The following is a 23190-nucleotide window of genomic DNA, read 5'->3' as shown; positions in this document are numbered from 1 at the left end:
GGCGCGCGCCCAGGAGCCGGGCTCGGCCGTCGGCTCAGAACACGTGGGCCAGGCAGCCCACGGCGACGGCGACCGCGATCGTGACCACGGCCAGCGCTCTCAAGGACTTGGAAAGATGCACCATGATGTCCCTCCGGGTTTCACAGGCAGTAGCGCACGAGCCAGTCATCCGCGTCGTAGGCCCGCTGCGCGGGATCCAGCGCGGTGGCCGGGCGCTCCTCCACGGTGTCCTCGATCCGGATCCGCTCGGGGAGCCGGCCGAATCGGGCCTGCCGCGGGGCCTCGGCGGCGGCGTCCACCGGCCGCATGTCAGACGGCCTTCGCGTTGATGGTGACCGGGATGTTGCCGCGGGTCGCCTTGGAGTAGGGGCAGAGCTGGTGGGCCGCCGCTCCCAGCTCCTCGGCGGTCCGCTGGTCCACGCCGCCGAGCTCCAGGTTGAGCACGGCGCTGAGGCCGAACCCGTCGTCGCCGTGGTGCAGGCTCACCTCGACGGTGATGGCCGTGCTCTTCAGCGTGACCTTGCGCTGGGCCGCCGCCCTCCTGACCGCGCCGAGGAAGCAGGAGCCCCAGCCGGCGGCGAAGAGCTGCTCGGGGTTGGTGGCGCCGCCCGCGCCGCCGAGCTCCTTCGGGATGGCGAGGGTGGTGTCGAGCATGCCGTCGTCGGCCTGGACGCGGCCGCCGTTCCTGCCCTCGCCCGTGACGGTGACGACCCCGGTGTAGCTGGCAGCCATGGCTGATTCCCTTCTGAGCGGGTACGCCGGGAAGCACTTTCTTGCGTCACCGGCTTAACTGGTGACGATACTGGCAGCCCAAGCGTCACCTGTCAATATGGTGACGCTCGCCGGTCCACCCGCATGCGGGGTGGCCTATGATGAAAACGATTGTCGAATTCACGGGGAGGCGCGATGGGGGCCGGCGACGCGGTCGTGCTGAGCGAGGTCACGGCGGGTCACGGCCGCAGACCGGTCCTGCGCGGGCTGTCGGCCCGGCTGCCCCGCCACGGCGTGACCGCGATCGTCGGCCCGAACGGCTCGGGCAAGTCCACTCTGCTCGGCGTGCTGGCCGGGACCATCCGGCCGGTCAGCGGCACGGTGGAGCTCGGCGGCGCCGGCCGGCCCGGGTACGTGGCGCAGCGCGACGCGGTCTCCGACGCGCTGCCGATCACCGTGCGCGACACCGTGGCGATGGGCCGGTGGGCGTCACGCGGCCCGTGGCGGCGGCTGACGGCGCACGACTGGGCGATCGTGGAGACCCGCATGGCCGAGCTGGACGTCTCCGCGCTGGCCGCGCGCCGCCTGAGCACACTGTCGGGCGGGCAGCGCCAGCGCGTGCTGCTGGCCCAGGGGCTCGCCCAGGAGCCGGGGCTGCTCCTGCTGGACGAGCCCACGACCGGCCTGGACACGGCCTCCCGGCGGCACATCGCCGGGGTGCTCGACCGGGAGAGCTCCCGTGGCGTGACGATCGTCCACGTCACCCACGATCCGGCGGCGGCCCTGCGCGCCGATCACTGCCTGCTGCTCGACGAGGGCCGGCTGGTCGCGCAGGGGCCGCCCGGCTCCGTACTGACTCTTGAGGAGCCGCTGATCAGCGGCGTCGCGTCCGGGCCAGCAGCCACAGCAGCAGCGGAGCTCCGAGCGCGCCGGTGACCACGCCGACCGGCAGCTCCACGTCCGGGATCAGCAGCCGCGCGACGAGGTCCGCGCCCAGCACCACGAACGCCCCGGTCAGGCCCGAGGCCAGCGGCGGCGGGCAGGCGGCGCGCGACAGGCGCTGAGCGATCTGCGGCGCGGCCAGAGCCACGAACGCCACGGGGCCGGCCGCCGCCGTGCCGAAGGCCACCAGCGCGACGCCCGCCATGAGCAGCGCGAGCCGGGCCGCCTGCACCGGGGCGCCGAGCACGACCGCCACCTCGTCGCCGAGCTGGAGCACCCGGGTCCAGTTGCCGAGCAGCAGCGCGGCGGGCACCAGCACCGCCAGCGCGAGGGCCAGCGGCGTCACGTGGTCCCAGGTGCGGCCGTTCAGGTTGCCGAACAGCCAGCCCAGGGCCTGCTGGGCCTGGAAGTCGCCGCTGGTGACCATGAGGTACTCGGTGGCGCTCGTGCACATCCACGACAGCCCGATGCCGACCAGCACGATGCGCCCGCCGGTGGTGCCGCGCCGCCAGGCCAGCAGGTACGTGACGAGCGCCGCCAGCACGGCCCCCGCGAAGCCCAGCACCTGCAGCCCGCTGCCGACGCCGAGCACGATCCCGGCCACCACGGCCACCCCGGCGCCCTGGGTGACGCCGATCATGTCGGGGCTGGCGAGCGGGTTGCGGGTCATGGTCTGGAACAGCGCGCCCGACACGCCGAACGCGACGCCGGCGAGCAGCCCGGTGAGCGCCCTGGGCAGGCGCAGCTCGTGCACCACGAACGCCGTCCCCTGCTCACCGCTCCCGAGCAGCGCGGCGACGACCTCGCCGAGCCCGAGCCGCACCTCCCCCAGCCCGATGCCGAGGCAGAACGCGAGGAACGCGGCGGCGGCGGCGCCCAGGCAGACCAGGACGACCCGGGGGCGCAGCACGCCGGAGACGGGCGGGAAGGACAGCCGGAAGGCGACGGCCCGGCCCGGTGACATCGATGCGCGCATGCTCACAACTCCGCGAGGCGACGGCGGCGGGCCAGGACGACGAAGAAGGGCCCGCCGACGAACGCCACCAGCAGGCCCGCCTGCACCTCGATCGGCGGCGCCACGACGCGTCCCAGCACGTCGGCGGCCAGCAGCAGGCAGGGGCCGAGCAGCGCCGCCAGCGGCAGCAGCAGCCGGTGGTCGGCCTCGGAGCGCCCGCCGCCCCTGGCCAGGGCGCGCGCCACGTAGGGGACGACGAGCCCGACGAAGACGACGGGGCCGATGGCGGCGACGGCGGAGCCGGTCAGCAGCATCACGGCCGCCGCGCCCCGCAGGCGTACCAGGCCGACGCGGCGGCCCAGGCCCCTGGCCACGTCGTCGCCGAGCGCCAGGCTGTTGAGCGCGGGGCCGCAGGTGAGGGCGAGCGCCGCCCCCAGGGCCGCGAACGGCAGGAGCTGGGGCAGCAGCTCGCCGCCCGCCCCGGACAGCGACCCGGCGGACCAGAACCGGTACCTGCTCAGCGACTCCGGGTCCACCAGCACGAACGCGCTGGTGACCGAGCTGAGCAGGAACGTGGTGGCGACCCCGGCCAGGGCCAGCTTGACCGGGGTCATGCCGTCGCGGCCGAGCCCGGCCAGCCCGTACACGACCACGCTGGCCACCAGCGCCCCCGCGAACGCGAACCACACGAACCCGGCGGGCGCCGCCACCCCGAGCACGCCGATGGCCAGCACGACGGCGAAGGCTGCGCCGGCGCTCGCGCCGAGCACGCCGGGGTCGGCCAGCGGGTTGCGGGTGAGCGCCTGCATGAGGGCGCCGGACAGGCCGAGCGCGGCCCCGGCCAGGAGCCCGATCAGGGTGCGCGGGACGCGTACGGACCAGATGACGTCGAGGACGTCCCGGTCGCCCGCCGTTCCCGCGAGCGCGCCGGCCACCTGGTCGAGCGGGATCGCGCGGGCGCCGAGCGAGAGCGACAGCAGGCACACCGCGATCAGCGCGACGACGGCGGCCGCGACGGCTCTCACGAGGTCTTCGTGGCGGGGTCGCCGTCCACCGCCGCGGCCAGGCGCGGGACGAGCGTGTCGAGCACGTACGGGACGCTGAGCACGGTGAGGAAGGCGACCGCGTCGCTCGGCGGCGTGCCCTCGGGCAGGTAGACCTCTCGGCCCTCCCCGACCACGTCGAGCGCCTTGTAGACGGTGTCGCCGTGCAGGGTCTGCTCGCCCTTGGCGACGTCGGTCACGCTCCAGACGATCACGCCGGTGTCGAGCAGGTCGAGCCGCTCCCTGCTGATGTTGGCGCCGAACTTGTCGCCGATGGCCTGGTCGAGGTCGGGCGGGAGCTGGAAGCCGAGCGAGCCGAGCAGGCGGTTGCGCGGGTCCTGGCTGCCGAAGACGAAGTAGCCCTCGTACAGGGTGGCCATGAGGCCGCTCTGACCCGCGAACTCGGGGTGCTTCCCGCGCTCCTCGGCGAAGCGGTCCTCGACCTGCTTGACCAGGCCCTCGGCCTCGGCGGGCTTGCCGACGGCGAGACCGACCCGCTTGGTGACCTCCTGCCACGGGATGCCGTAGTCGATGTACTCCTTGGGCTGGGCCACGGTCGGCGCGATCTTGGACAGCGTCTCGTACTGCTCCTTGGTCAGGCCGGAGTACAGGGCCAGGATCAGGTCGGGATCGAGCGCGGCGATCTTCTCGAACTGCGGGCCGCTGCCGGTGTCCCTGAGCACCTGCGGGCGGGCGGCGCCGCCGAGCCTGCTCTCGGCCCAGGGGCCGATGGCGCCGGGGTACTCGCCGAACCACTCCGTGGTGCCGACCGGCACGACGCCGAGGGCGAGCAGGGAGTCCTGCTCCAGCAGGCCGACGGTGACGACACGCTTGGGCTCGGCATCGATGGTGGTGCTGCCGTACTTGTGCGGCATCGTCACGGGGAAGGCCGTGGACGTGCCCGATGAGGACGCCTGTGGCGGCGGCGCGGCTGCGGGTGTGGTGGAGCCGCAGCCCACGACGGTGGTCAGGACGAGCGCCACGAGGGCGAGCGCGCGGGTCAAGGACGGCTCCTCAAGAGGTAAGGCCATGCTAAATAAGGCGAGCCTAACCTTACATGGGGAGTCGATCAATGTGGTGACACGGCCGACCTGCCGGCAGCCGTGTCACCTGGTGAGGTTCCACCCCGGCGGGAGGCCGGGGCCGGCCCCCTTACGGCCGCGTGCTCCGGTGCGGCATGTGCTCCGCGGTGCCGACGTGGTTGCGCTGCTTGCGCATGCCGGCCATGCCCAGCAGGCCGAGCAGGCCCAGCAGGCCCCACAGGCCGGCGTTGCCGCCGCCTTCGTCCCTGTTGTTGTCCTGCGGTGCGGGCGTCACCTGGCTCTGTGCGACCGGCTCGACGGGTGTGTCGGCCGTTGCCGCGGCGGCCGGGGCTAGCGTCAAGAAGAACGCCAGGCCCAGCCCGGTCAGGGTCTTGCGCATTGGGTTCCCCCGATCCGGCGGTCTCTACAACCGCGGAGACCGCCTATCACGCCTTCTCCGACGAAGGCTTCCGATAGCGGGGCGATCTCCAGATCCCCTGCTAACAGCCCCCTACCATCGTCCGGGGCGCATCAAACGCCTTCTCCCGGCAGGTGGCGGGCCGGCACGCCGGCACGTACGCGGGCCTCGGCGATCCTGGCCAGCTCCGCTCTCGCCCGCGGGCCGGCGGCGCCGGGCGCGGGCCGTACGGGAGCCAGCAGCCGCACCTCCACGACCAGGTCGCGCGTGGCGGCCACCCGCAGCAGCGAGGCCAGCAGCGAGTCGTCGCCCACGAAGCAGGCGCGGGTGGAGGGCTCCCGCCCCTCGCGGTAGCGCAGGGTGGCCGGCCGGACGTCGGCTCCCGCGTCGATCGCCGCCTGGAACACCGCGCGCCTGAACCCGCCCATCCCCCGCCCGCACCACGTGGTCCCCTCGGGAAAGGCGACGACCGTGTCGCCCGCCCTGAGCGCGCCGGCCACGCCCGCCACCGCGGACGGCAGCGCCGTCAGCCGGTCCCTGTCGATGAACAGCGCCCCGGCCCCCGCCACCAGGGTGCTGATGACCGGCCAGCCGGCCACCTCCCGCTTGGCCAGCGGCCTGGACGGCACCGTGGCCGCGATGACCAGCGGGTCGAGCCAGGAGATGTGGTTGGCCACGACCAGCGTGCCCACCCCCGCGGCGACGCCGGCTCCGTGCGCCTCCAGGCGGATGCCGAGCGCGCCGAGCATCAGCCGCGCCCACAGCCGCGTGAGCCGCGACTGCCTGAACGCACGGGCGATCATGGCCACGGGCACGCCGCCCAGCACCACGGCGAGCGCGGCCGCCAGGCGGCCGGCGCGCCGGACGCTGCCCACTGCGGAGGCCGCGTCCCCGATGCAGGCCGCCGGCGTGCACGGCCCCTGGGGCCGCCAGGGGTCGAGCTGCGCCGCGGGTGGCGGCAGAACGGTGCTCACAGGGGCTCGCCGAGGAAGTGGCGCAGGTAGCGGGCGTTGACGTTGGCCATGGACAGCAGCATGAAGAAGTCGGCGGTGCCGAAGTCCCGGTCGTGCGCGGGCTCCCCGCACACCCACGACCCCAGCCGCAGGTAGCCCCGCAGCAGCGGCGGCGGCACGAACCGGTCGGGCGGCGCCACCCGGCCGGGCCGCCACGGCGTGCGCGGCCGCACCCGGTGCTCCTCGGGGCCGAGCGGCACCCGCTCCATCACGGCGGCGGCCATCGCGCCCCCGTCGTCGAGCGGCACCGAGCAGCAGCCCGCCAGCCACTGGTGCCCGCCGGAGACCATGTAGCGGGCGATGCCCGCCCACATCAGGGCGACCACCGCGCCGTCCCGGTGGTCGGGGTGCACGCAGGTGCGCCCGGCCTCCACCAGCCCCTTCCTGAGGGGAGCGAGGCGGGCGAGGTCGAACTCGGCGTCGGAGTAGAGCCGCTCGGCGCGGCCTGGAGGCAGCAGCCGGTAGGTCCCGACGACCTGGTGGCCGTCGCGGACGAGGAGATGGTCGCAGTAGGCGTCGAAGCGGTCGGCGTCGAGGCCGGAGACCGGGCTGTCGAGCCGCGCCCCCATCTCCCCGGCGAAGACCTCGTATCGCAGCCGCTGGGCCGCTTGCAGGTCGGCGGCGCTGGTGGCCATGCCGACCGTGTACCTACCGGTGTCGAGAGAGATCGTCATGGGGCGCGCGTCCTTCCCTGAAGGGTCCTCGCGCCTATGTCGACATGCCGAAATGACGTGCGCGTTCCGCGCCGGGGGCAGTCAGGCGACCGAGAGAAAAAAATCGTTTCCCCCGCGTCACCCGGCTCACTACACTCACCACCTGACGCCGATGACGTGATCAAGGAAGGGAGCCGGCCGTGCGCGACCACAGCACCGCTGCCGCCGTCTCCCTGTCGCGTTACGAGGTGATCCTGGTGTCTTCGCGCGCCCGGTGCCGGCTGCGCGGCCGCCACTGGTTGCTGCCCTGACGAGACCCTGACGAGACCCTGTCCGGAGCCCCTGCCCGAGGCCGTCTCGCGGGCCGTCGAATCGCGCCGTCCTGTCCAAGATGAGCCCCGAAAGGGTCATGGGCCGTGCGTGCTCACGTTTTCAACCCCCTGCAGACCGTCCGTAACCTCGGCATCCTCGCCCACGTCGACGCCGGCAAGACCACCGTCACCGAGCGGATGTTGTACCTGACCGGCGCCACCTACAAGCGCGGCGAGGTGCACGACGGCACGACCGTCACCGACTTCGACCCCCAGGAGCGCGACCGCGGCATCACGATCTTCGCCGCCGCGGTGAGCTGCGAGTGGGACGGGCACCGGATCAACCTGATCGACACCCCCGGCCATGTCGACTTCTCCGACGAGGTCGAGCGTTCGCTGCGGGTGCTCGACGGCGCGATCGCGGTGTTCGACGGCGTGGCCGGCGTGGAGCCGCAGAGCGAGTCGGTGTGGCGGCGGGCCGACCGGCACGGGGTTCCGCGCATCGCGTTCGTGAACAAGCTGGACCGGGCGGGCGCCGACCTCGACGCGGCGGTGGAGTCGATCCGCCGCAGGCTGCATCCGGCGCCGCTGGTGGTGCAGCTCCCGATCGGCCGCGAGGACGGCTTCGCCGGCGTGGTCGACCTGCTCGCCATGCGGGCGCTGGTCTGGGACGGCGGCGTCATGGAGACCGGGCCCGTCCCGGAGCACCTGCTGGAGGAGGCGCGGCGGCGCCGCCGGCTCCTTGAGGAGGCGGTGGCCGAGCTGCATCCGGGGGCGCTGGAGGAGTTCTGCGCCGAACCGTCGCTCTCCGAGGCGACGCTGGTGGCCGCGCTGCGCGAGCTGACCGCCGGCGGCGCGGGCGTGGTGGTGCTGTGCGGCTCGGCCTACCGGGACCGCGGGATCGAGCCGCTGCTGGACGCCGTCCTCCGGTACCTGCCCTCGCCGCTGGACGTGCCCGCCGTGCGCGGGCAGGACGGGCAGGCCCGCCCGGCCGATCCGGCGGCGCCGCTGGCCGCGCTGGCGTTCAAGGTGAGCGCGACGGCGACCGGGCGGCTGACGTACCTGCGGATCTACTCGGGCACGATGCGGAAGGGGGATGCGGTGCTGGACGCGGGCACGGGCCGGACCGAGCGGATCGGCCGGATCCTGCGGGTGCAGGCCGACCGGCACGCCGAGGCGGACCGGGCGGTGGCCGGCGACATCGTGGCCGTGGTCGGCCCGAAGGCGGCCCGCGCGGGCACGACCCTGTGCGCGCCCGGAGCCCCGCTGCTGCTGGAGCCGCCGGGCGCGACCGAGCCGGTGGTGTCCGTGGCCGTCGAGGCACGCGGGAGCGGCGACGGCGACCGGCTGGCGGCGGCGCTGGCCCGGCTGGCCGAGGAGGATCCCTCGCTGGCCGTGCGCGCCGACGCCGAGACGGGGCAGACCGTGCTGTCCGGGATGGGCGAGCTGCATCTGGAGGTGGCGGCGGAGAAGCTGCGGCGCGACCACCGGCTGGAGGTGAGCGTCGGGCGGCCGCAGGTCGCCTTCAGGGAGACGGTCGGGCGCGGCGTGTCCGGGCTGCTGTACCGGCACGTCAAGCAGGACGGCGGCGCCGGGCAGTTCGCCCACGTGGTGATCGACGTCGAGCCGCTGGACGAGGGCTTCGCCTTCGCCTCGGCGGTGACCGGCGGCCGGGTGCCGCGCGAGTACGTGCGCGCGGTCGAGGCCGGCTGCCGGGACGCGCTGTCCGACGGGCCGCTCGGCGGTCACCCGGTGACCGGGCTGCGGGTCACGCTGACCGACGGGGCCACGCACGTCAAGGACTCCTCCGAGATGGCGTTCCGCGCCGCCGGGCGGCTGGCGCTGCGCGAGGCGCTGCGGCAGTGCGCGATGGTGCTGCTGGAGCCGGTGGTGGAGGTGACCGTGACGGTGCCGGACGAAATGGCCGGCGCGGTGCTGGGCGACCTGTCGGCGCGGCGGGGCCGCATCTCGGGCTCCGAGGCGCGGGCCGGCGCGGTGGTGATCACCGCGGTGGTGCCGCTGGCCGAGGTGTTCGGGTACGCGACCCGGCTGCGCAGCCGTACCCAGGGGCGGGGCACGTTCACCACGCGCCCCGCCGGGTACGCCCCCGCCTAACCGGCGGTGGTGAAGGAGATCCAGACGTCAGGAGGGACGTCGGGCCGGTTCGGCACGGCCAGGCGTTCCTCCGTCCACGCGGCGCCCGCCAGCTCCGTGGCGACCCGCCGCCAGAACGCGACGGCCGTCGTGTTGGAGTCCTGGAAGGCGACCTTCCAGGAGCCGGGGTGACGCCCGATCACCTCCCGCACGACGGTCATCCCGATGCCGGACCGGCGGGCGCCTCGTACGACGAAGAAGCTGTTCAGCACGCGCGCCCGGCCGGACAGCGCGCGCACGAACGCGAAGCCGACCGGAGACTCGCCGCTGGTGAACAGGTAGGCCGCCCAGTCGTCGTCCGTCAGCGCCGAGCGCAGCCGGTCGCTGTGGTAGGTGCCGTCGGGGCTGGGCAGGCCGCCCTGGAAGTCGGCCATGTCGTGGCGGAACATGAGCCAGAGGCGCTCGGCCGTGGGATGGTCGGCGGCCGTCATCGGCCGCACGGTCACATGTGCAGAAGTCATATAAAGATCGTCCGGCCGGGAGCAAACCCGGCCGGAAGGGTAAACCGTAGCAGACCCGATCATGGAGTGGTGACGGCGGCTCCCGTCACCGAGGACGACCAGTACAACGCCCCGGCCACCTGCGCGAATTGGCCCTTGGGATGGTTGCGGAACATCGGCTCGGTGCCGAACAGCACCACGGCCGCGCCCCGCTCGTCCCTGCCGCTGACCACGGCGGCCTGGCCTCTGGCCTCTTCCTGGCCGCCTCCCGAGCCGTCCTCCCTGGGCCGCCAGTGACCGGCGACCAGCGGGCCGTCCGCCGCGTACGACTGCTCGACCGTGACCTCGGGCCCCAGGCCGGTGAACCAGAGCGGCGTGTACACGAACGAGTGCCCGGGCAGGCCGCTGCCGGCGGACACGACCCGGACCACGCCGTTGCCGTCCGGGTTGCCGGTCACCGTGGTGGCGGTCAGCAGGCCCGCGGCGGTGTTGAAGGCGGCACCCGTGCGGCCCCGGGTGATGACGCCGCCGGTGGCGAGGAACGCGTCGAGCGCGGTCCTGGCCGCCGGGTTGAGTGCCGCGTGGCTGAGGCCGCTGGAAACGTACAGGACGTCCGTGGCGCTCCAGTCGTAGCCCGCGTTCAGCACCGCGGTGGAGACGGGCGTGACGGAGAAGCCGAGCTCCCGCAGCGTGAACAGCTCGTCTGCGGACGCGGCGGCGGCGACGCGCACCTGGGCGAGCGGGGTGCCGGTGGCCGTGCCCGCGGGGGTGAAGGCGACGCCGTAGCGGTCGGCCACCGTCCTGGCCGCCTGCCTGGCCTGGGCGGGGACGATCGCCGTGCCGTCGGCCCAGGTCACCGCGACGCCCTGGGCGAGCAGGTCGTTGAGCGCCCTGACCTCCTTGCCGTCGCGGACCTCCAGCGCGAGCGCGCCGGGGGTGCGCGGGACGGAGCCTGTCGGGGCGGCGGCCCTGACCTGCTCGGTACGCGCGCGCAGCGACTCGACCGGCTCGACCGTGGCGCCCCACAGCAGCGCGTGGCTCCAGCCGGAGATGTCGTACATGGCGCCGACCCTGGGCGAGATGTCCGCACCCGGCTCCAGCATGACGTTGGCCAGGCCGCGCTTCGGCTGCCGCATGTCCACGACGTACGAGCCGGCCGGGTACGTCCTGCCGCCCGAGCGGAACGCCGACCTCGCCCGCTCGACGCGGACGTCGTTGGCGATCAGGTGGTCCACCAGGCGCGCGGCGGCCGTGGCCGAGCGCTGGCCGGAACCGGCCGGGATGACGTACGCGCGCGGGAACGTGGTGGTGTAGACGTCCTCGGGCCCGAACCCGGGCACGATGCCGAGCGGCACCTCCTTCGCCGGCTCGCCCGCCGCGCCGCGCCGGAACACCTCGATCTGGTCGGCGATCAGCTTGTCGTGCCGCGCGTGCACGAAGCCGTAGGTGGCGCGCACCGCCGCGGCGGCCACGTCGGTGTTGATGGCCGAGCGGCGGCGCAGCTCCTCGACCGGCTCGTTGCTGTAGGCGGGCTCGTTGACGTCGAGGGGGATCTCCACGGTGTGCGCGGCGACCGTGCCGTGGAACGGCGCGTACTGCGGGGTGAAGATGGGCGGCCAGTCGTCCCAGCCGTCCGTGGAGTCGCGGAACGGGATCTGTGCCGGCTCCACGCCGTCCTCGTCCGGGGTGTAGCCGAGCGCGTTGACGGCGGTCTCCATGCCGAGGCCGTTGGCGTAGGTGTTGGTGATGAACAGGTCGTACTCGTAGTTGGCGCCGTGCGGCGGCGTGGTCGGCTCGATGAGCGTGCCGTTGACGTAGCCGTGCAGGTCGACCAGGGCGACCGGCTGGGTGTCCATGATCGCCTGGCGCATCGCGCGCGCCTCCGGCTGGGAGGCGGTGACGAAGTCGCGGTTCAGGTCGAAGCCGGCGCCGTTCTGGCGCACGCCGTTGACGCGGCCGTCGGGGTTGGCGGTGACGTTGAAGTACAGGCGGTTGCGGGCCAGCAGGCTCGCGACCGCCGGGTCCTTGCTGGTGGCGAGCTGCTCGATGGTGCGCAGGGAGGCGTCGGTGCCCTCCCACTCGTTGCCGTGGATGTTGGCGTTGATGAAGATCGGCGCCTTGTACCGGGCGGCCAGCCCGCGGTCGCGGGCGGCGGCGGCCGGGTCGTTCTCGATGCGCTCGCGGATGTGCTCCTGCTCGCGCGCCCTGGCGGCGCTCTCCGGCTCGGTGACGGTGACGAGGTAGAGGTCGCGGCCCTGGTACGAGCTGCCGATGATCTCCACGCTCACCCGGTCGCTGCGCCGCTGCAGCTCGTTCAGTCTGGGCGCGATGCCGTGGTACGGCACCAGGCCCAGCTTGATCGAGGAGTCGGCCGGGTTCTCCGGCGGCAGCGGGAGCCTCGTCCGGCGCGGGTAGCCGCGCTCGCGCGAGTGCCCGTACGGCTGTGCCTCGGGCATGGCCCTGGCGTCGAGGGTGGCGGCCTGCTCGGGCACGCCGGCCGCGACCTCGTTGCGCTCGGGGCCGTTGCCGAAGTCCCTCACGGGCGGCGCCGGGTCTGCCAGGGCGGCCGGTGCGGGGACGGCGAGGAGTGCGGCCGCGACGGTCACGGCCAGGAGACGGCGCATCAACGCTCCCTGTAGTCGGCGGCGATCCCGATGAGCGAGATGAGCCCCGAGGCGAACTCCATCGCCTCCGCGTGGCCCTCCTCGAACGGGGGCTGGAAGCCCACGCCCTCCCAGGCGCGGGTCGCCGGGTTCCACAGGTCGGCGCCGACCTCGAAGTCCCAGCCGTAGATGCCGAAGTCGTACCAGAGCTCGTCGGCGGAGTTGCCGGCGGCCGAGTACAGCACGTCCGTCACCGGCCCGGTCTGCTGCGGCCAGATGACGGTGCCCCGCTCGGCGGCGATGGCCTCCTCGATGGTGCGGGCCGAGCGCAGGAAGTACGCCAGGTCCTGCTGCGAGGGCCTGGGCAGGGTGACGCGGCCGTCGAGCTTGTACGCGCCGGGAGGCCACATGAAGAAGCCGCCGTAGCTGTGCACGTTCATGGCGAACTTGATGTTGCGGTACTTCTGCGCCAGCCAGATGACGTTGCGGCTCTCGGGCTCGGAGTGCTCGCCGGGCCCGGCGTACGTGCCGCTCTGGCAGTTGGCCGAGGCGCCGAAGTAGCCGTCGAACAGCGAGCCGGCGGCGTAGTTGCGGTTGACGTCCACGCCCCAGGTGTTGCGCAGCGCCGGGTCGGACTGCTGCGGCGGGCAGTGGTTCGTCATGTTCTTACGCTGGGAGTTGAAGTCGTAGAAGCTGTAGTTCGCGCCGTCGGGGTTGACGGTCGGCACGATGAAGATGTCGGTGCGCTCCAGCAGCCGGCGCGTGGCCCTGTCGCGGGCGTAGTTGCGCAGCAGCCGCTCGGCCGCCTCGATCGTGACCAGCGGCGTCACCCATTCCCTGGCGTGCTCCTGCGAGTAGGCGAGCACGCCGGTGCGCGAGCCGTCGCGGCGCTCGCCGATGCGCAGCGCGAGCACCGTCGCGGGCGCGCGGGAGACGCCGGACGGGGCGTTGAGGAAGTCGTCGAGCTGCGCCGGCGGCGCGGGCGCCATGACTCCCGCCCCCGGGTCGGTGCGGTAGAGGGCGGCCCTGACGGGGATGCCGGGCACGGCGTTGACGGCCGCGACGACCTGGGCGGCGGTGCTGACCGGCGTGCCGGAGGCGTCGGTGGCCAGGCTGACGGTGATGAGCTTGCCGTTGACGGTGACCTGCAGCGGGCGGGCGGGCGCGCCGGGGGCGGTCAGCTCGACGGACAGGTCGTTGCCGCCCTCGGAGCCGTACGCGGTGGAGGTGACGACCACGGCGGCGCCGGGCGGCGTGCCGATCAGCGCCTGGGCGTGCCTGCGGTAGCCGTTCGTCCTGTGCGGCAGCGCGATCAGGTCGGTGAGCTTGGGGAACTGCCGGTGCAGCGCCTTGATGCGCTCGTTGAGCTGGGCCGGCGGCATGTACTGGGTGATGAAGTCCTTCTGGTAGCCGCGGCTGTCGTGGTCGGGCCGCTCGCCGTCGGGCCACTCGCCGACGCGGGCCTCGGCCCTGCCGCCGCCGGTGGAGGTGACGGTGATCCGCTGCGGGCGGTCGCCGGCCGGGACGGGGGTGCTGAACTGGTGCCCCAGGTACGCGCCCGCGTCCATGTACGCGATCATCTCGGCCTGGCCGGTCGTGCCGCGCCGCCCCTGCCAGGTGACGGTGAGCGTGGCGGCCTGGGCGGCGCTGCTGCTCGCCTCGACGGACAGGAAGTACCCGTCGCGGGACTTGAACCAGACCGCCCGCTCGACGACGATCTGGTCCTGCTGCGTGGTGGTGGCCTTGGCGGTGGCCCGCGGCGGGGCGTCGGAGGCCCTCGTCACGCCCGCGGGCAGGGCGGCGAGCTGGCTCGGGGTGAGCACCGCGTCGATCTGGACGCTGCCGTCCGCCTGCGGGCGCACCCGTTCGGTGAGGTCGGCGCCTGAGGCGACCAGCCGCTCCATGGCGGCCGCGTCCGGCACGGACAGCGTGACCAGGGAGACCGGCTCCGGGTCGGCGGGTCCGGCGACCGCCGGAACCGATGGCGCAGGTGCCAGTAATGTCGTGACGACGGTCAGCAGAACGACTGCGGACGCCCGTAAGCCGTGCATGAGCCCTCCAGGAAGATCCCTTCTGGGGCTCATTGAAAGCCGACAATCATCAACGGGCAAGACCCAGGAAATCCACAACCTCTCGGACGAAACGCTCCCTGCCGCGCTCGGCGCGGTCGAGATGCACGTAGTGCGTCGCCTCCGGCAGCTCCACGCTGCGCACCTCGCGGGCGTGCACGAGGTGCTCGCGCAGCCTCGTCACGTCCTCGGGGCGGCTCCAGAAGTCGCGCTCGCTGCGCACGATGAGCGTGCGGGCGGTGATCGTGCCGGCGTCCCAGAGCTGGCGGCCCGTGGCCAGGGAGAAGCTGTCCTCCATGGCGCCGGAGGGGGCGCGGAGGCTGGGCGGCGTACGGGTGCCGCTGGTGGGGTCGGAGGCCAGCGCCGCCCTGACGTAGGCGCCGGCCACCGCCGGGTCGCGCCAGGCCGTCTTGTCCTGGACCGGGATGCTGCTGTCCCACGACGGCAGAAGGCTGTCGCCGGTGGCCAGGCGGTAGGCGCCGTAGCGCGCGGCGTTGAAGCGGCCCGGGTGGGCCGGGTCCTCGGTGTCGGTGCCGCGGCCCAGGGTGGGGTGGCCGTCGACCGGGCCGTACAGGGTGTTGTAGAGCACGAGGTGGCTGACCCGGCCGGGCCGGGCGGCGGCGTACTGGCCCAGCCAGTGGGCTCCGGTCGCCCAGCCGAGCAGGGCGACCCGGCCCTTCGGGGCGATCCGGTCCACCACGGCGGCGATGTCGCGGACCACCTCGTCGGAGCGGACGGCGGGCCGGCTCTCCTGGGGCGGCCGGGACAGGGCCGTCGGGCGGGTGGACGCGCCGTAGCCGCGGGCGTCCATGACGTAGACGCGGTGTCCGGCGCGGGCCAGGTCCTCGGCGAGCGAGCCGCCGGGGACGGGCAGGTCGAAGCTGGCCACGCCCGGGACACGGGCGCCGTGCAGCAGCAGGACCGGCGGGCGGCCGCGTCCGCCGCCCGGGGCCGTCACCTCGCGGACGGCGATCCGTACGCCCGGGTCGCTCGTGACCTGGAAGTCCGAGCGTTTCACCTCGTCGCGGGGCTCGGCCGTGAGGGAGACGGCGGTGACCAGGCTGATGACGGTGTTGAGGATCAGGCGCATGGCATCGATCCTGGCGCCGTGGCGCCGGGCGACCCGGATTCAGCTCCTGATCGGGTGCGATTCATATGCGATCCCGACATAATCCGCCACCGGTGCCCGGGACCCCGGGCCGCCTGCCGGACAGTTGGAGATGTGGACGCTTCGCCGCGCACCCGCCTGCGAGATGGCGATCACGCCGCCTTCTCGGCCCTGTTCGACGAGTTCGCCCAGCAGATCTACGCGCACGCCTTCCGGCTGGCGGGTGACCGGTCGATGGCCGGGGACGTGACGGCGGCGACCTTCGGGCAGGCGTGGCACTCCCGCCGCGAGATCGAGCCCGAGGGTGGCTCGCTCCGGCCGTGGCTGCTCGGCATCGCCACCAACCTGGTCCGTTCCGCGCGGCGCGGGGAGCGGAGCCGTCGCCGCCGCCGGAGCGGCCGCCCTGCTCGGGACAGGCCCGGCCCAGGCGGTGGCCGACAGTCCGGACGGCACGATCAGGTGGCGCCCGGGCAGGTCGCGGTGCTGGAGTTCATGGTGAAGGGCTCCGGCCTGACCCTGGAGGCGGGGGTCAGCGATCGTGTCTCGGCCGGCCTCACGCTGGCCGACCGTCCCGGCGTTTGAGACGGCGCTCTGCCGGACCGGCGGACATGCCGGCCGAGCGCCCCGGGTAAGACGGCGCGTTCGCCGGAGCGGCGGTCACGACGCGGTGACGTGCGGCACCGCGTCGTAGGCCGCCCAGTCGGCGCTGATGGCGCTCGCCGTCTTCAGCAGCAGCGGCAGGTGCTCCTCGGTGAGCTGGTCGATGGAGGTCTCGGCGGCGTGCGCGTTGACGTTCACCGCCGCGATGACGTTGCCGAGCCCGTCGCGCAGCGGGGCCGCGACCGACCGGATGCCCAGGGCGAGCTGCTCGTCGGTCACCGCCCAGCCCTTGGCCCGCACCGTGCGCAGCGCCGCCTCGCGCTCCTTGGCGTCCGGCCGCCAGCGCGGCTCGATGCCGGAGCGGCTCGGCTCCGACAACACCCGCTCCACCTCGGCCGGCGGCAGCGCGGCCAGCAGCACCTTGCCCAGGGACGTCTGCAGTGCCGGGAAGCGGATGCCGATCTGCACCGACAGGGCGACGATCTTCGGGACGGAGACCCTGGCCACGTACACGATGTCGGAGCCGTCGAGCTGGGCGATCGAGGACGACTCGCGGGTCTGCGTGACCAGCCGCTCCAGGTGCGGGCGGGCCACCTCCCACAGGCCCATCGAGCGCACGTACGACACGCCCAGCTCCAGCACCCTCGGCGTGAGCGCGAACCCGCCCCGCTCCGGCCGGGCGTAACCCAGCTCCTGGAGGGTGAGCAGGATGCGCCGGGCCGTCGGCCGGGCCAGGCCGGCGGCCGTGGCCACCTCGGTCAGCGACATGACCGGGCGGCCCGGCTGGAATGCCCTGATGACGTCGAGGCCGCGTGCCAGCGCCTCGATGAAGTCAGGTCCGGTCTCACCACGTGCCATGTACGCCCTCGCTCGCTTCTGGATCTGCTTGATCCGACTTTAGGGTCTCCTACAGGCGGTGGGTGGAGTCGCTGCGGTAGTCGGTGTAGGTGTACGGGTTGTCCAGGACCTTGGTGGTGGGGATGTCGGGGTTCATGCCCTTCTCCCAGGCCTCCTCCCCCATCTCCCCCTTGAGGTGGTCGATCGTGCGCTCGGCCCCGGCCCGCGCGGCGGCCAGGTCGATCCCGACCAGCCGGTGCTCGTGCTTGACGACCCGCCCGTTCACGAGCACGGTGTGCACGTCGCCGCGCTGCGCCTGGAACGCGACGTGCCCGAACGGGTTGAGCAGCGGGAACGACACGGGCGAGCCGTCGTTCTTGATAAGCACGAGATCCGCCTTCTGGCCGGGTGCGACGGTGCCGAGGTCGTCGCGGCCGATGGCGGCGGCGCCGCCCCTGGTGGCCCAGTCCACGACCTGGTCGGCGCGCAGCGCGCAGTGCGTGACCGTCTCGCTCTTGGCATGCGCCTCCAGGTGCTCGCGGGAGCGGTCGGCGCCGAGCGTGGCGCGCATGGCGGAGAACAGGTCCCCGCTCCACCACACGCTGGTGTCCATGGACAGCGAGACCGGGATGCCGTGGGAGCGGATGGCCCAGGTGGGCGGGTAGCCCTGGCCCGCGCTCTGCTCGCTCTCCGTGGAGACCGAGACGGAGCCTCCGGTGGCCGCGATGCGGTGGTAGGAGTCGGCCGACAGCGAGGCGGCGTGCACGTAGATGGTGCCGGGGGCCATGAAGCCGTGCTCGTACATCAGCCGGATGCCGTCGTCGCCGGTGGCGCCCCACACGCCGGCGTGCGTGGTGACGGTCACGCCGAGGTCGCGGGCGACCTCGAAGGCGGGCTGCTCGGGGAACGACGGGTCGCCGAGCACGTCGAAGGCCATCTGGAAGCCGAGCATGCCGTCACCGGTGATCCTCCTGCGCACGAAGTCGCGGAACTCCGGCGCGGTCGCCCACTCGGCGGGCGGCTGCTGGATGTTGCCGTACGCGAGCACGTACCGGCCCGGCACCGACCGCAGCGCGTCGGCGGCGGCGTCGGCGTGGTCGGGGGTGCGCAGGCCGTGCGACCAGTCGACGACGGTGGTGACGCCGGCGTCGATGGCCTCGATGGCGGCCAGCGTGTTGCCGGCGTGCACGTCCTCGGGCCGGAACAGCTTGCCGTACTCCAGGTAGAACCAGACGAAGTACTGGGTGAGCGTCCAGTCGGCGCCGTAGCCGCGCAGCGCGGTCTGCCACATGTGGCGGTGCGTGTCGATCATGCCGGGCATGACGATGCCGCCGGAGGCGTCGATCTCGGCGGCGCCCTCGGGTGCCTCCAGGCCGGGGCCGACGGCGGCGATCGTGTCGCCGGTGACCAGGACGTCCGTGTCGGGCAGCACGCGGCGGCCGTCCATGGGCAGCACGGTGCCGCCGCGCAGCACCAGGGGGCGTCCGGCCTGGAAGTCGTTCATGGCACGCTCCTCGCTTGCGAACGAATGTCCGCTGTACGGTCACCGCCACTGTGATGAGCCGGTGATGTGCTGTCAAGACGGTTGACGATGGCGGCGGCGCGTGCTGTGATCACTTGGGCGGACATTCGTCCGTTACGCGGACGCGAGGTGGAGCTGGATGACTGACGGGCCTTTGTCCGGCGTGCTGGTGGCCGACTTCTCCCGGATCCTGGCCGGGCCGTACGCGACGATGTTGCTGGCCGACCTGGGCGCCGACGTCGTCAAGGTGGAGGGGCCGCGGGGCGACGACACGCGGACGTGGACACCGCCCGCGCGGGGCGAGGTGTCCACGTACTACCTCGGGGTCAACCGGGGCAAGCGGTCGATCGCGCTGGACCTGCGCGAGGAGGGCGACGCGCGGCTGGCCAGGGAGCTGGCGCGGCGGGCCGACGTGCTGGTGGAGAACTTCCGGCCGGGCGGGCTGGCGAAGTACGGGCTCGACTACGCGGCCGTCTCCACCGGCAACCCGGGCGTGGTGTACGCGTCGATCAGCGGGTTCGGGTCGGGGGCCGGGGCGCGGGTGCCGGGTTACGACCTGATGGTGCAGGCCATGTCCGGGCTGATGAGCCTGACCGGCGAGCCGGACGGGCCGCCGTACCGGGCCGGGATCTCGGTGTTCGACGTGATGGCGGGCAACCACGCCGTCATCGGCGTGCTGGCCGCCCTGCGGCACCGCGACACGACCGGGCGGGGGCAGCACGTCGAGGTGAACCTGATGTCGTCCGCGCTGACGGGGCTGGTCAACCAGAGCTCCGCGTACGTGGCGGGGGACGTGGTGCCGTTCAGGATGGGCAACGCGCATCCGAGCGTCTTCCCGTACGAGCCGCTGCCCACCGCCGACCACGACCTGATCGTGGCCGCGGCCAACGACGGGCAGTTCAGGAAGTTGTGCGAGGTGCTCGGGATCCCCGAGGTGGCCGACGACCCGCGGTTCGCGCGCAACGCCGACCGTACGGCACGGCGCGAGGAGCTGCGGCCGCTCCTCGTCGAGCGGCTCGTCACCCGGCCGGCGGACGAGTGGTTCGCCCTGCTGGTGGAGGCCGGGGTGCCGAGCGGGCCGATCAACACCATCGACGGCGGGTTCGCGGTGGCGGAGCGGTTCGAGCTGGAGCCGGTCGTGGTGGTGGGCGAGGGCGAGCGGGCGGTGCCGACGACGCGGCACCCGATCCGCTTCTCCGAGACGCCCGCCGGGTACGCGCTGCCGCCGCCCGAGCTGGACGAGCACGGCGCCGAGCTGCGCAAGTGGCTGGAGGGCGGGTCGCATGCCTGAGGACGTGGCCGGCGGGCGGGAACGCGACGACCTGGCGGGCGGGCGGGAGCACGAGAACGTGGCGCGCGGGCGGGAGCGCGACGACCTGGCGGGTCGGCGGGCGTCCGGGTACCCGACCGCGCTCGGGGCGTCCTCACGTAAGGAGATCACGCTGCTCGGGCAGGATCTGGCCGCGGACGTGATGGGCGAGGTGGGCTTCGGCGAGCTGGCGTTCTGGCTGGCCACGCAGCGCCGCCCCGCCCCCGGCGAGGTGCGGGTGTTCGAGGCCGTGCTCGCCGCGCTGGCCGATCACGGGTTCACGCCCACCGCGATCGTGACGCGGCTGACGTACCTGTCGGCGCCCGACTCCGTCCAGGGAGCCCTGGCGGCCGGGCTGCTCGGCGGCGGCTCCCGCTTCCTCGGCGTCACCGAGGACTGCGGCCGGTTCCTGCACGAGACGATCGCCGGCCGCGACCCGCTCCCGTGCGACGAGCCCGGCTGGGACGCGCTCGCCCTGGAGACCGTCCGGGCCCGGCGCGAGTCCGGGCGGCTCGTCCCCGGGCTCGGCCACCACGTGCACAAGGACGGCGACCCGCGCACGCCCCGGCTGTTCGAGATCGCGGCCGAGGAGGGGCTGTTCGGGCCGCACCTGTCGCTGTTCGAAGCCATCGGGCGGGTGCATCCGCGGGTGCTCGGCCGGACGCTGCCGCTGAACGGCGCCGGGGCCTGCGGGGCCGCGCTGGCCGATCTGGGGCTGCCGCTGGAGCTGCTGCGCGGGTTCGCGCTGCTGGCCAGGACCGCCGGGCTGATCGGGCAGCTCGCCGAGGAGCTACGCCACCCGGTGGCCAACGAGATCTTCCTGTCCGTGGACCTGAACAACCGGTCCGTCCCGCCCGAGCCGTACCCCGATGGAGGCCCGCATGGCTGAGCTCGTCGATGGAGGTCCGCATGGCTGAGGTCGTCGCCGTCATCGCGTCCACGCACCACCCCTTCTACTACCGCGCCAGCACCGCCACCGGCGAGGACCGCCCGCCGTTCGCCGACGAGTGGGTGCGCAAGGTGCTGGCGTTCCGGGAGACGCTGACCAGGGCCAGGCCGGACGTGCTGGTGATGGTCGGCTCCGACCACTTCCACCAGCTCTGGCTGGACAACATGCCGCAGTTCCTGATCGGCAAGGCGCCCTGCTACGACGCGAACTTCTACAACGAGGAACGCGAGTTCGGGCTCCCCCGCATGGTGTGCCGGGGGCAGGAGGACCTGTCGGCGCACCTCCTGCGCGAGGGCCTGGACGCCGGCTTCGACCTGGCCTTCTCCAACGAGCTGCGGATCGACCACTCGATCACCTGCCCGATCATCACCCTGCGCCCGCAGAACGACCTGCCGATCGTGCCCGTCTACACCAACATCTTCGCCCCTCCCCTGCCGCGGCCGAAGCGGTTCGTGCAGCTCGGGCGGGCCATCAGGGAGATGGTGGAGTCGTGGCCGTCCGACCAGCGGGTGGCGATCATCGGCACCGGGCACCTGTCGCTCGAGCTCGGCGGGCCGCGCCAGTTCGGGCCGCACGGCCCCGACCCCGAGTTCGACCGCAAGGCCGTGGAGTGGATCTCCTCGGGGGACGTCGAGGGCTGCCTGGCCGAGGTCACCCTCGACAGCCTGCACCTGCCCGGCAACGCCACCCACGGGTTCATGGACTTCATGCTCATGATGGGGGTGGCGGGCGACGGCCGTAAGGCCGACTACGTGGACACCTACGACCTGTTCCACACCATGGAGGCGTACTTCACCTGGTTCCCGGACGGAGGCGGCCGGTCGTGAGCAAGTACCTGCTGAACAAGTTCCTCTTCACCGTCGACCGCGATCCCGAGCTGGTGGAGCGCTACCGCGCCGAGCCCCGGGCCACGGTGGAGTGGTGGGAGGCCACGTACGCGAACCGGATCCTGGGGTGTCACGAAGGGGAGTCGTCCACGTGGCTGGGGTTCGACGACGTCGAGCGGGAGGCGCTGGTCTCGCATGACCATCCGCGGCTGTTCGAGCTGGGGGCGCATCCGTTTCTGACGTTGACGTTGTTCATCGCCATGTTCGAGCGGGATCACCCGCCGCTCGGGTTCCAGACGGAGTATGCGCGGCGGCTGGCGCATGTGCGGCTGCCGTATCCGGACATCGCGACCTGATGACCGACCACCCCGCCGACCAGTCCGGCTCTCGGCCGGCCGGCCTGTCCACCGGCGCGGCTGCCGACCGGCCTCCCGGCCCAGGGCCCGACCCGGCCTCGCCCACCTCGCCGGTGATGGTCGCCGCCCGGATCGAGAACTGCGGGCGGCCTCCCGTCGTGGCCGATGGCTCCTCGCCCGTGCCCGGCGCCGGTCAGGAGCTCGTGCGGGTCCTCGCCGCTCCGATCACGCCGCTGGACCTGCTGTGCGCGAGCGGGACGTCGTACTTCGGCACGCCCGCGTTGCCGTACGTGCCGGGTGTGCAGGGGGTGGGCTCGGTGGACGGGCGGCTGGTGTGGTTCCCGACGGCGGCGGGGATGGCGGCGGGCGACGGGAGCATGGCGGAGCTGGCCCTGGTACGGGCCGAGGACCTGGTCGATCTGCCCGCCGGCGCCGACCCGTACGCCATGGCGGCGCTCGGGCTGTCGGCGGTGGCCGCGTACCTGGCGCTGACGTGGCGGGGTGAGCTGGCGCGGGGTGAGCAGGTGCTGGTGCTGGGCGGAGGCGGTGTGGTGGGACAGGCCGCCATCCAGCTCGCCCGCCTCGCGGGGGCGCGGCGGGTGGTGGCGGCGGCGCGCTCCGAGCGCGGAAGGCAGCGCGCCCGATGGGCGGGCGCCGACGCCGTGGTCCCGCTGGGCCCCGTGACGAGCGCCGACGACCCGCCAGTCAGCCCGCAAGCCGTCACCGCAGATCCGCGAGCCACCCCGGAAGCCGTCGCCCGTGAGGTGGAGGAGCTCGCGCGCCGCCTCGCCGCCGCCTGCGACGGGCCCGTGGACCTGGTGCTAGACCCCCTCTTCGGCGTCCCCGCCGCCGCTGCGGCGCGCACCCTGCGCAACGGCGGGCGCCTGGTCAACCTCGGCGGCTCGGCTTCGGAGACCTGCCCGCTCGACTCCGCCACCCTGCGCAGCCGCTCCCTGCGCCTCCTGGGCTACACCAACAACGAACTCACGAGGGAGCAGCGGGCGGCGGCCATCACGTACGTCGCGCAGCAGTCGGCGGCCGGGCGGCTGCGGGTGGAGCACGAGGTGATGCCGCTGGCGGAGGCGGCGGACGCGTGGCGGCGCCAGGCGGCGGGCACCGCCAAGGGCCGGATCGTCCTGCGCACCGGCTGACCGGCCCGCCGATCACCGTCCTGCTCCGGCAGCCCGGGTACGCGGCGTCGAAGACGAGCGCGGCGGCAACCGCCCCGGAAGGCAAGCAGCGATGAGCAAGCTTCTCAGCAGAGTGCTCGCCCTCGTCCGTCCACGTGTGCCGACGGCTGAACGGGCACTCGCCCGGAGCGCGGGAGACCCGCGCTCCGGGCGATCCG

General features: G+C 73.6%; 22 protein-coding genes. 8 read left to right on the top strand and 14 right to left on the bottom strand.

The genetic code is table 11. The annotated features are described in order from the left end of the window. Positions 1-140: 140 nt before the first annotated feature. Positions 141-308 carry a hypothetical protein gene (locus HD597_RS15230; protein ID WP_253742843.1) on the bottom strand — a complete coding sequence of 56 codons (168 nt, stop codon included), beginning with the start codon at positions 306-308 and terminating at the stop codon, positions 141-143. 1 nt (position 309) lies between these two features. After that, complete coding sequence (locus HD597_RS15225) at positions 310-732, bottom strand: organic hydroperoxide resistance protein (RefSeq protein ID WP_253742842.1); 423 nt, start codon at positions 730-732, stop codon at positions 310-312. A 174-nt stretch (positions 733-906) separates the two neighbouring features. Here HD597_RS15225 and aztA point away from each other — a divergent pair, with 174 nt between their 5' ends. Next, a complete protein-coding gene (gene aztA / locus HD597_RS15220; RefSeq protein WP_253759361.1) occupies positions 907-1647 on the top strand; it encodes a zinc ABC transporter ATP-binding protein AztA in 741 nt (246 codons plus the stop codon). Here the strand turns inward: aztA and HD597_RS15215 are convergent. The 6 genes from HD597_RS15215 to HD597_RS15190 all read right to left on the bottom strand — a co-directional run bounded on the left by HD597_RS15215 (position 1586) and on the right by HD597_RS15190 (position 6778). Next, positions 1586-2629 (bottom strand): FecCD family ABC transporter permease, encoded by a 1044-nt coding sequence (locus HD597_RS15215; protein WP_253742841.1) that lies wholly within the window; start codon positions 2627-2629, stop codon positions 1586-1588. The genes aztA and HD597_RS15215 overlap by 62 nt on opposite strands. 2 nt (positions 2630-2631) lie before the next feature. Then, the gene (locus HD597_RS15210; protein WP_253742840.1) at positions 2632-3633 is read right to left on the bottom strand and encodes a FecCD family ABC transporter permease; all 1002 of its coding nucleotides are present in this window, start codon (positions 3631-3633) and stop codon (positions 2632-2634) included. Beyond that, positions 3630-4655 carry an iron-siderophore ABC transporter substrate-binding protein gene (locus HD597_RS15205; RefSeq protein ID WP_253742839.1) on the bottom strand — a complete coding sequence of 342 codons (1026 nt, stop codon included), beginning with the start codon at positions 4653-4655 and terminating at the stop codon, positions 3630-3632. Before HD597_RS15205 ends, HD597_RS15210 begins: the two co-directional genes overlap by 4 nt. 148 nt (positions 4656-4803) lie before the next feature. Then, entirely contained in the window at positions 4804-5073 is a 270-nt protein-coding gene (locus tag HD597_RS15200; protein ID WP_253742838.1) for a WGxxGxxG family protein, read from the bottom strand. Between the two features lie 131 nt (positions 5074-5204). Continuing rightward, a complete protein-coding gene (locus HD597_RS15195; RefSeq protein ID WP_253742837.1) occupies positions 5205-6065 on the bottom strand; it encodes a lysophospholipid acyltransferase family protein in 861 nt (286 codons plus the stop codon). Next, entirely contained in the window at positions 6062-6778 is a 717-nt protein-coding gene (locus tag HD597_RS15190) for a GNAT family N-acetyltransferase (protein ID WP_253742836.1), read from the bottom strand. The genes HD597_RS15195 and HD597_RS15190 overlap by 4 nt, the downstream gene beginning before the upstream one ends. Before the next feature lie 395 nt (positions 6779-7173). On the opposite strand from HD597_RS15190, the gene fusA reads away from it, so the two are divergent. Next, complete coding sequence (gene fusA / locus HD597_RS15185) at positions 7174-9183, top strand: elongation factor G (protein WP_253742835.1); 2010 nt, start codon at positions 7174-7176, stop codon at positions 9181-9183. On the opposite strand, the gene HD597_RS15180 is transcribed toward fusA, so the two are convergent. Genes HD597_RS15180 through HD597_RS15165 form a run of 4 tightly spaced genes read right to left on the bottom strand, consistent with a single transcriptional unit; the run spans position 9180 to position 15424 of the window. Then, on the bottom strand, positions 9180-9683 hold the full coding sequence (locus HD597_RS15180) for a GNAT family N-acetyltransferase (protein ID WP_253742832.1): 504 nt from the start codon (positions 9681-9683) through the stop codon (positions 9180-9182). The genes fusA and HD597_RS15180 overlap by 4 nt on opposite strands. 59 nt (positions 9684-9742) lie before the next feature. Next, positions 9743-12286, bottom strand: a complete 2544-nt coding sequence (locus tag HD597_RS15175; protein WP_253742831.1) for a M14 family zinc carboxypeptidase — start codon at positions 12284-12286, stop codon at positions 9743-9745. Further along, positions 12286-14316 carry a M14 family zinc carboxypeptidase gene (locus HD597_RS15170; RefSeq protein ID WP_253742830.1) on the bottom strand — a complete coding sequence of 677 codons (2031 nt, stop codon included), beginning with the start codon at positions 14314-14316 and terminating at the stop codon, positions 12286-12288. Before HD597_RS15170 ends, HD597_RS15175 begins: the two co-directional genes overlap by 1 nt. 49 nt (positions 14317-14365) lie before the next feature. Then, complete coding sequence (locus HD597_RS15165; RefSeq protein ID WP_253742829.1) at positions 14366-15424, bottom strand: alpha/beta fold hydrolase; 1059 nt, start codon at positions 15422-15424, stop codon at positions 14366-14368. Between the two features lie 132 nt (positions 15425-15556). Here HD597_RS15165 and HD597_RS15160 point away from each other — a divergent pair, with 132 nt between their 5' ends. Then, positions 15557-16024, top strand: coding sequence for an RNA polymerase sigma factor (locus HD597_RS15160; RefSeq protein ID WP_253742828.1), 468 nt, complete (start codon positions 15557-15559; stop codon positions 16022-16024). 75 nt (positions 16025-16099) lie between these two features. Here HD597_RS15160 and HD597_RS15155 read toward each other — a convergent pair whose 3' ends face one another. Together HD597_RS15155 and HD597_RS15150 are read right to left on the bottom strand one after the other, a co-directional pair. Next, positions 16100-16900 carry an IclR family transcriptional regulator domain-containing protein gene (locus tag HD597_RS15155; protein ID WP_253742827.1) on the bottom strand — a complete coding sequence of 267 codons (801 nt, stop codon included), beginning with the start codon at positions 16898-16900 and terminating at the stop codon, positions 16100-16102. A gap of 49 nt (positions 16901-16949) precedes the next feature. After that, entirely contained in the window at positions 16950-18383 is a 1434-nt protein-coding gene (locus HD597_RS15150; protein WP_253742826.1) for an amidohydrolase family protein, read from the bottom strand. A 157-nt stretch (positions 18384-18540) separates the two neighbouring features. On the opposite strand from HD597_RS15150, the gene HD597_RS15145 reads away from it, so the two are divergent. From HD597_RS15145 to HD597_RS15125, 5 genes are read left to right on the top strand one after another with little or no spacing between them, the layout of a single operon-like run. Then, on the top strand, positions 18541-19692 hold the full coding sequence (locus HD597_RS15145) for a CaiB/BaiF CoA transferase family protein (protein WP_253742825.1): 1152 nt from the start codon (positions 18541-18543) through the stop codon (positions 19690-19692). Beyond that, the gene (locus HD597_RS15140) at positions 19685-20599 is read left to right on the top strand and encodes a citryl-CoA lyase (protein WP_253742821.1); all 915 of its coding nucleotides are present in this window, start codon (positions 19685-19687) and stop codon (positions 20597-20599) included. Before HD597_RS15145 ends, HD597_RS15140 begins: the two co-directional genes overlap by 8 nt. Positions 20600-20619: 20 nt before the next feature. After that, the gene (locus HD597_RS15135; RefSeq protein WP_253742820.1) at positions 20620-21486 is read left to right on the top strand and encodes a DODA-type extradiol aromatic ring-opening family dioxygenase; all 867 of its coding nucleotides are present in this window, start codon (positions 20620-20622) and stop codon (positions 21484-21486) included. Continuing rightward, the gene (locus HD597_RS15130) at positions 21483-21842 is read left to right on the top strand and encodes a hypothetical protein (RefSeq protein ID WP_253742819.1); all 360 of its coding nucleotides are present in this window, start codon (positions 21483-21485) and stop codon (positions 21840-21842) included. Before HD597_RS15135 ends, HD597_RS15130 begins: the two co-directional genes overlap by 4 nt. Further along, positions 21842-22993, top strand: a complete 1152-nt coding sequence (locus tag HD597_RS15125; protein ID WP_253742818.1) for a quinone oxidoreductase family protein — start codon at positions 21842-21844, stop codon at positions 22991-22993. Before HD597_RS15130 ends, HD597_RS15125 begins: the two co-directional genes overlap by 1 nt. Positions 22994-23190: the final 197 nt, after the last annotated feature.

Source organism: Nonomuraea thailandensis, from assembly GCF_024172165.1.
Lineage (GTDB): Bacteria > Actinomycetota > Actinomycetes > Streptosporangiales > Streptosporangiaceae > Nonomuraea > Nonomuraea thailandensis.
Note: the sequence above shows the minus strand (reverse complement) of the source record. Positions and strands in the feature narration are given on the sequence as shown.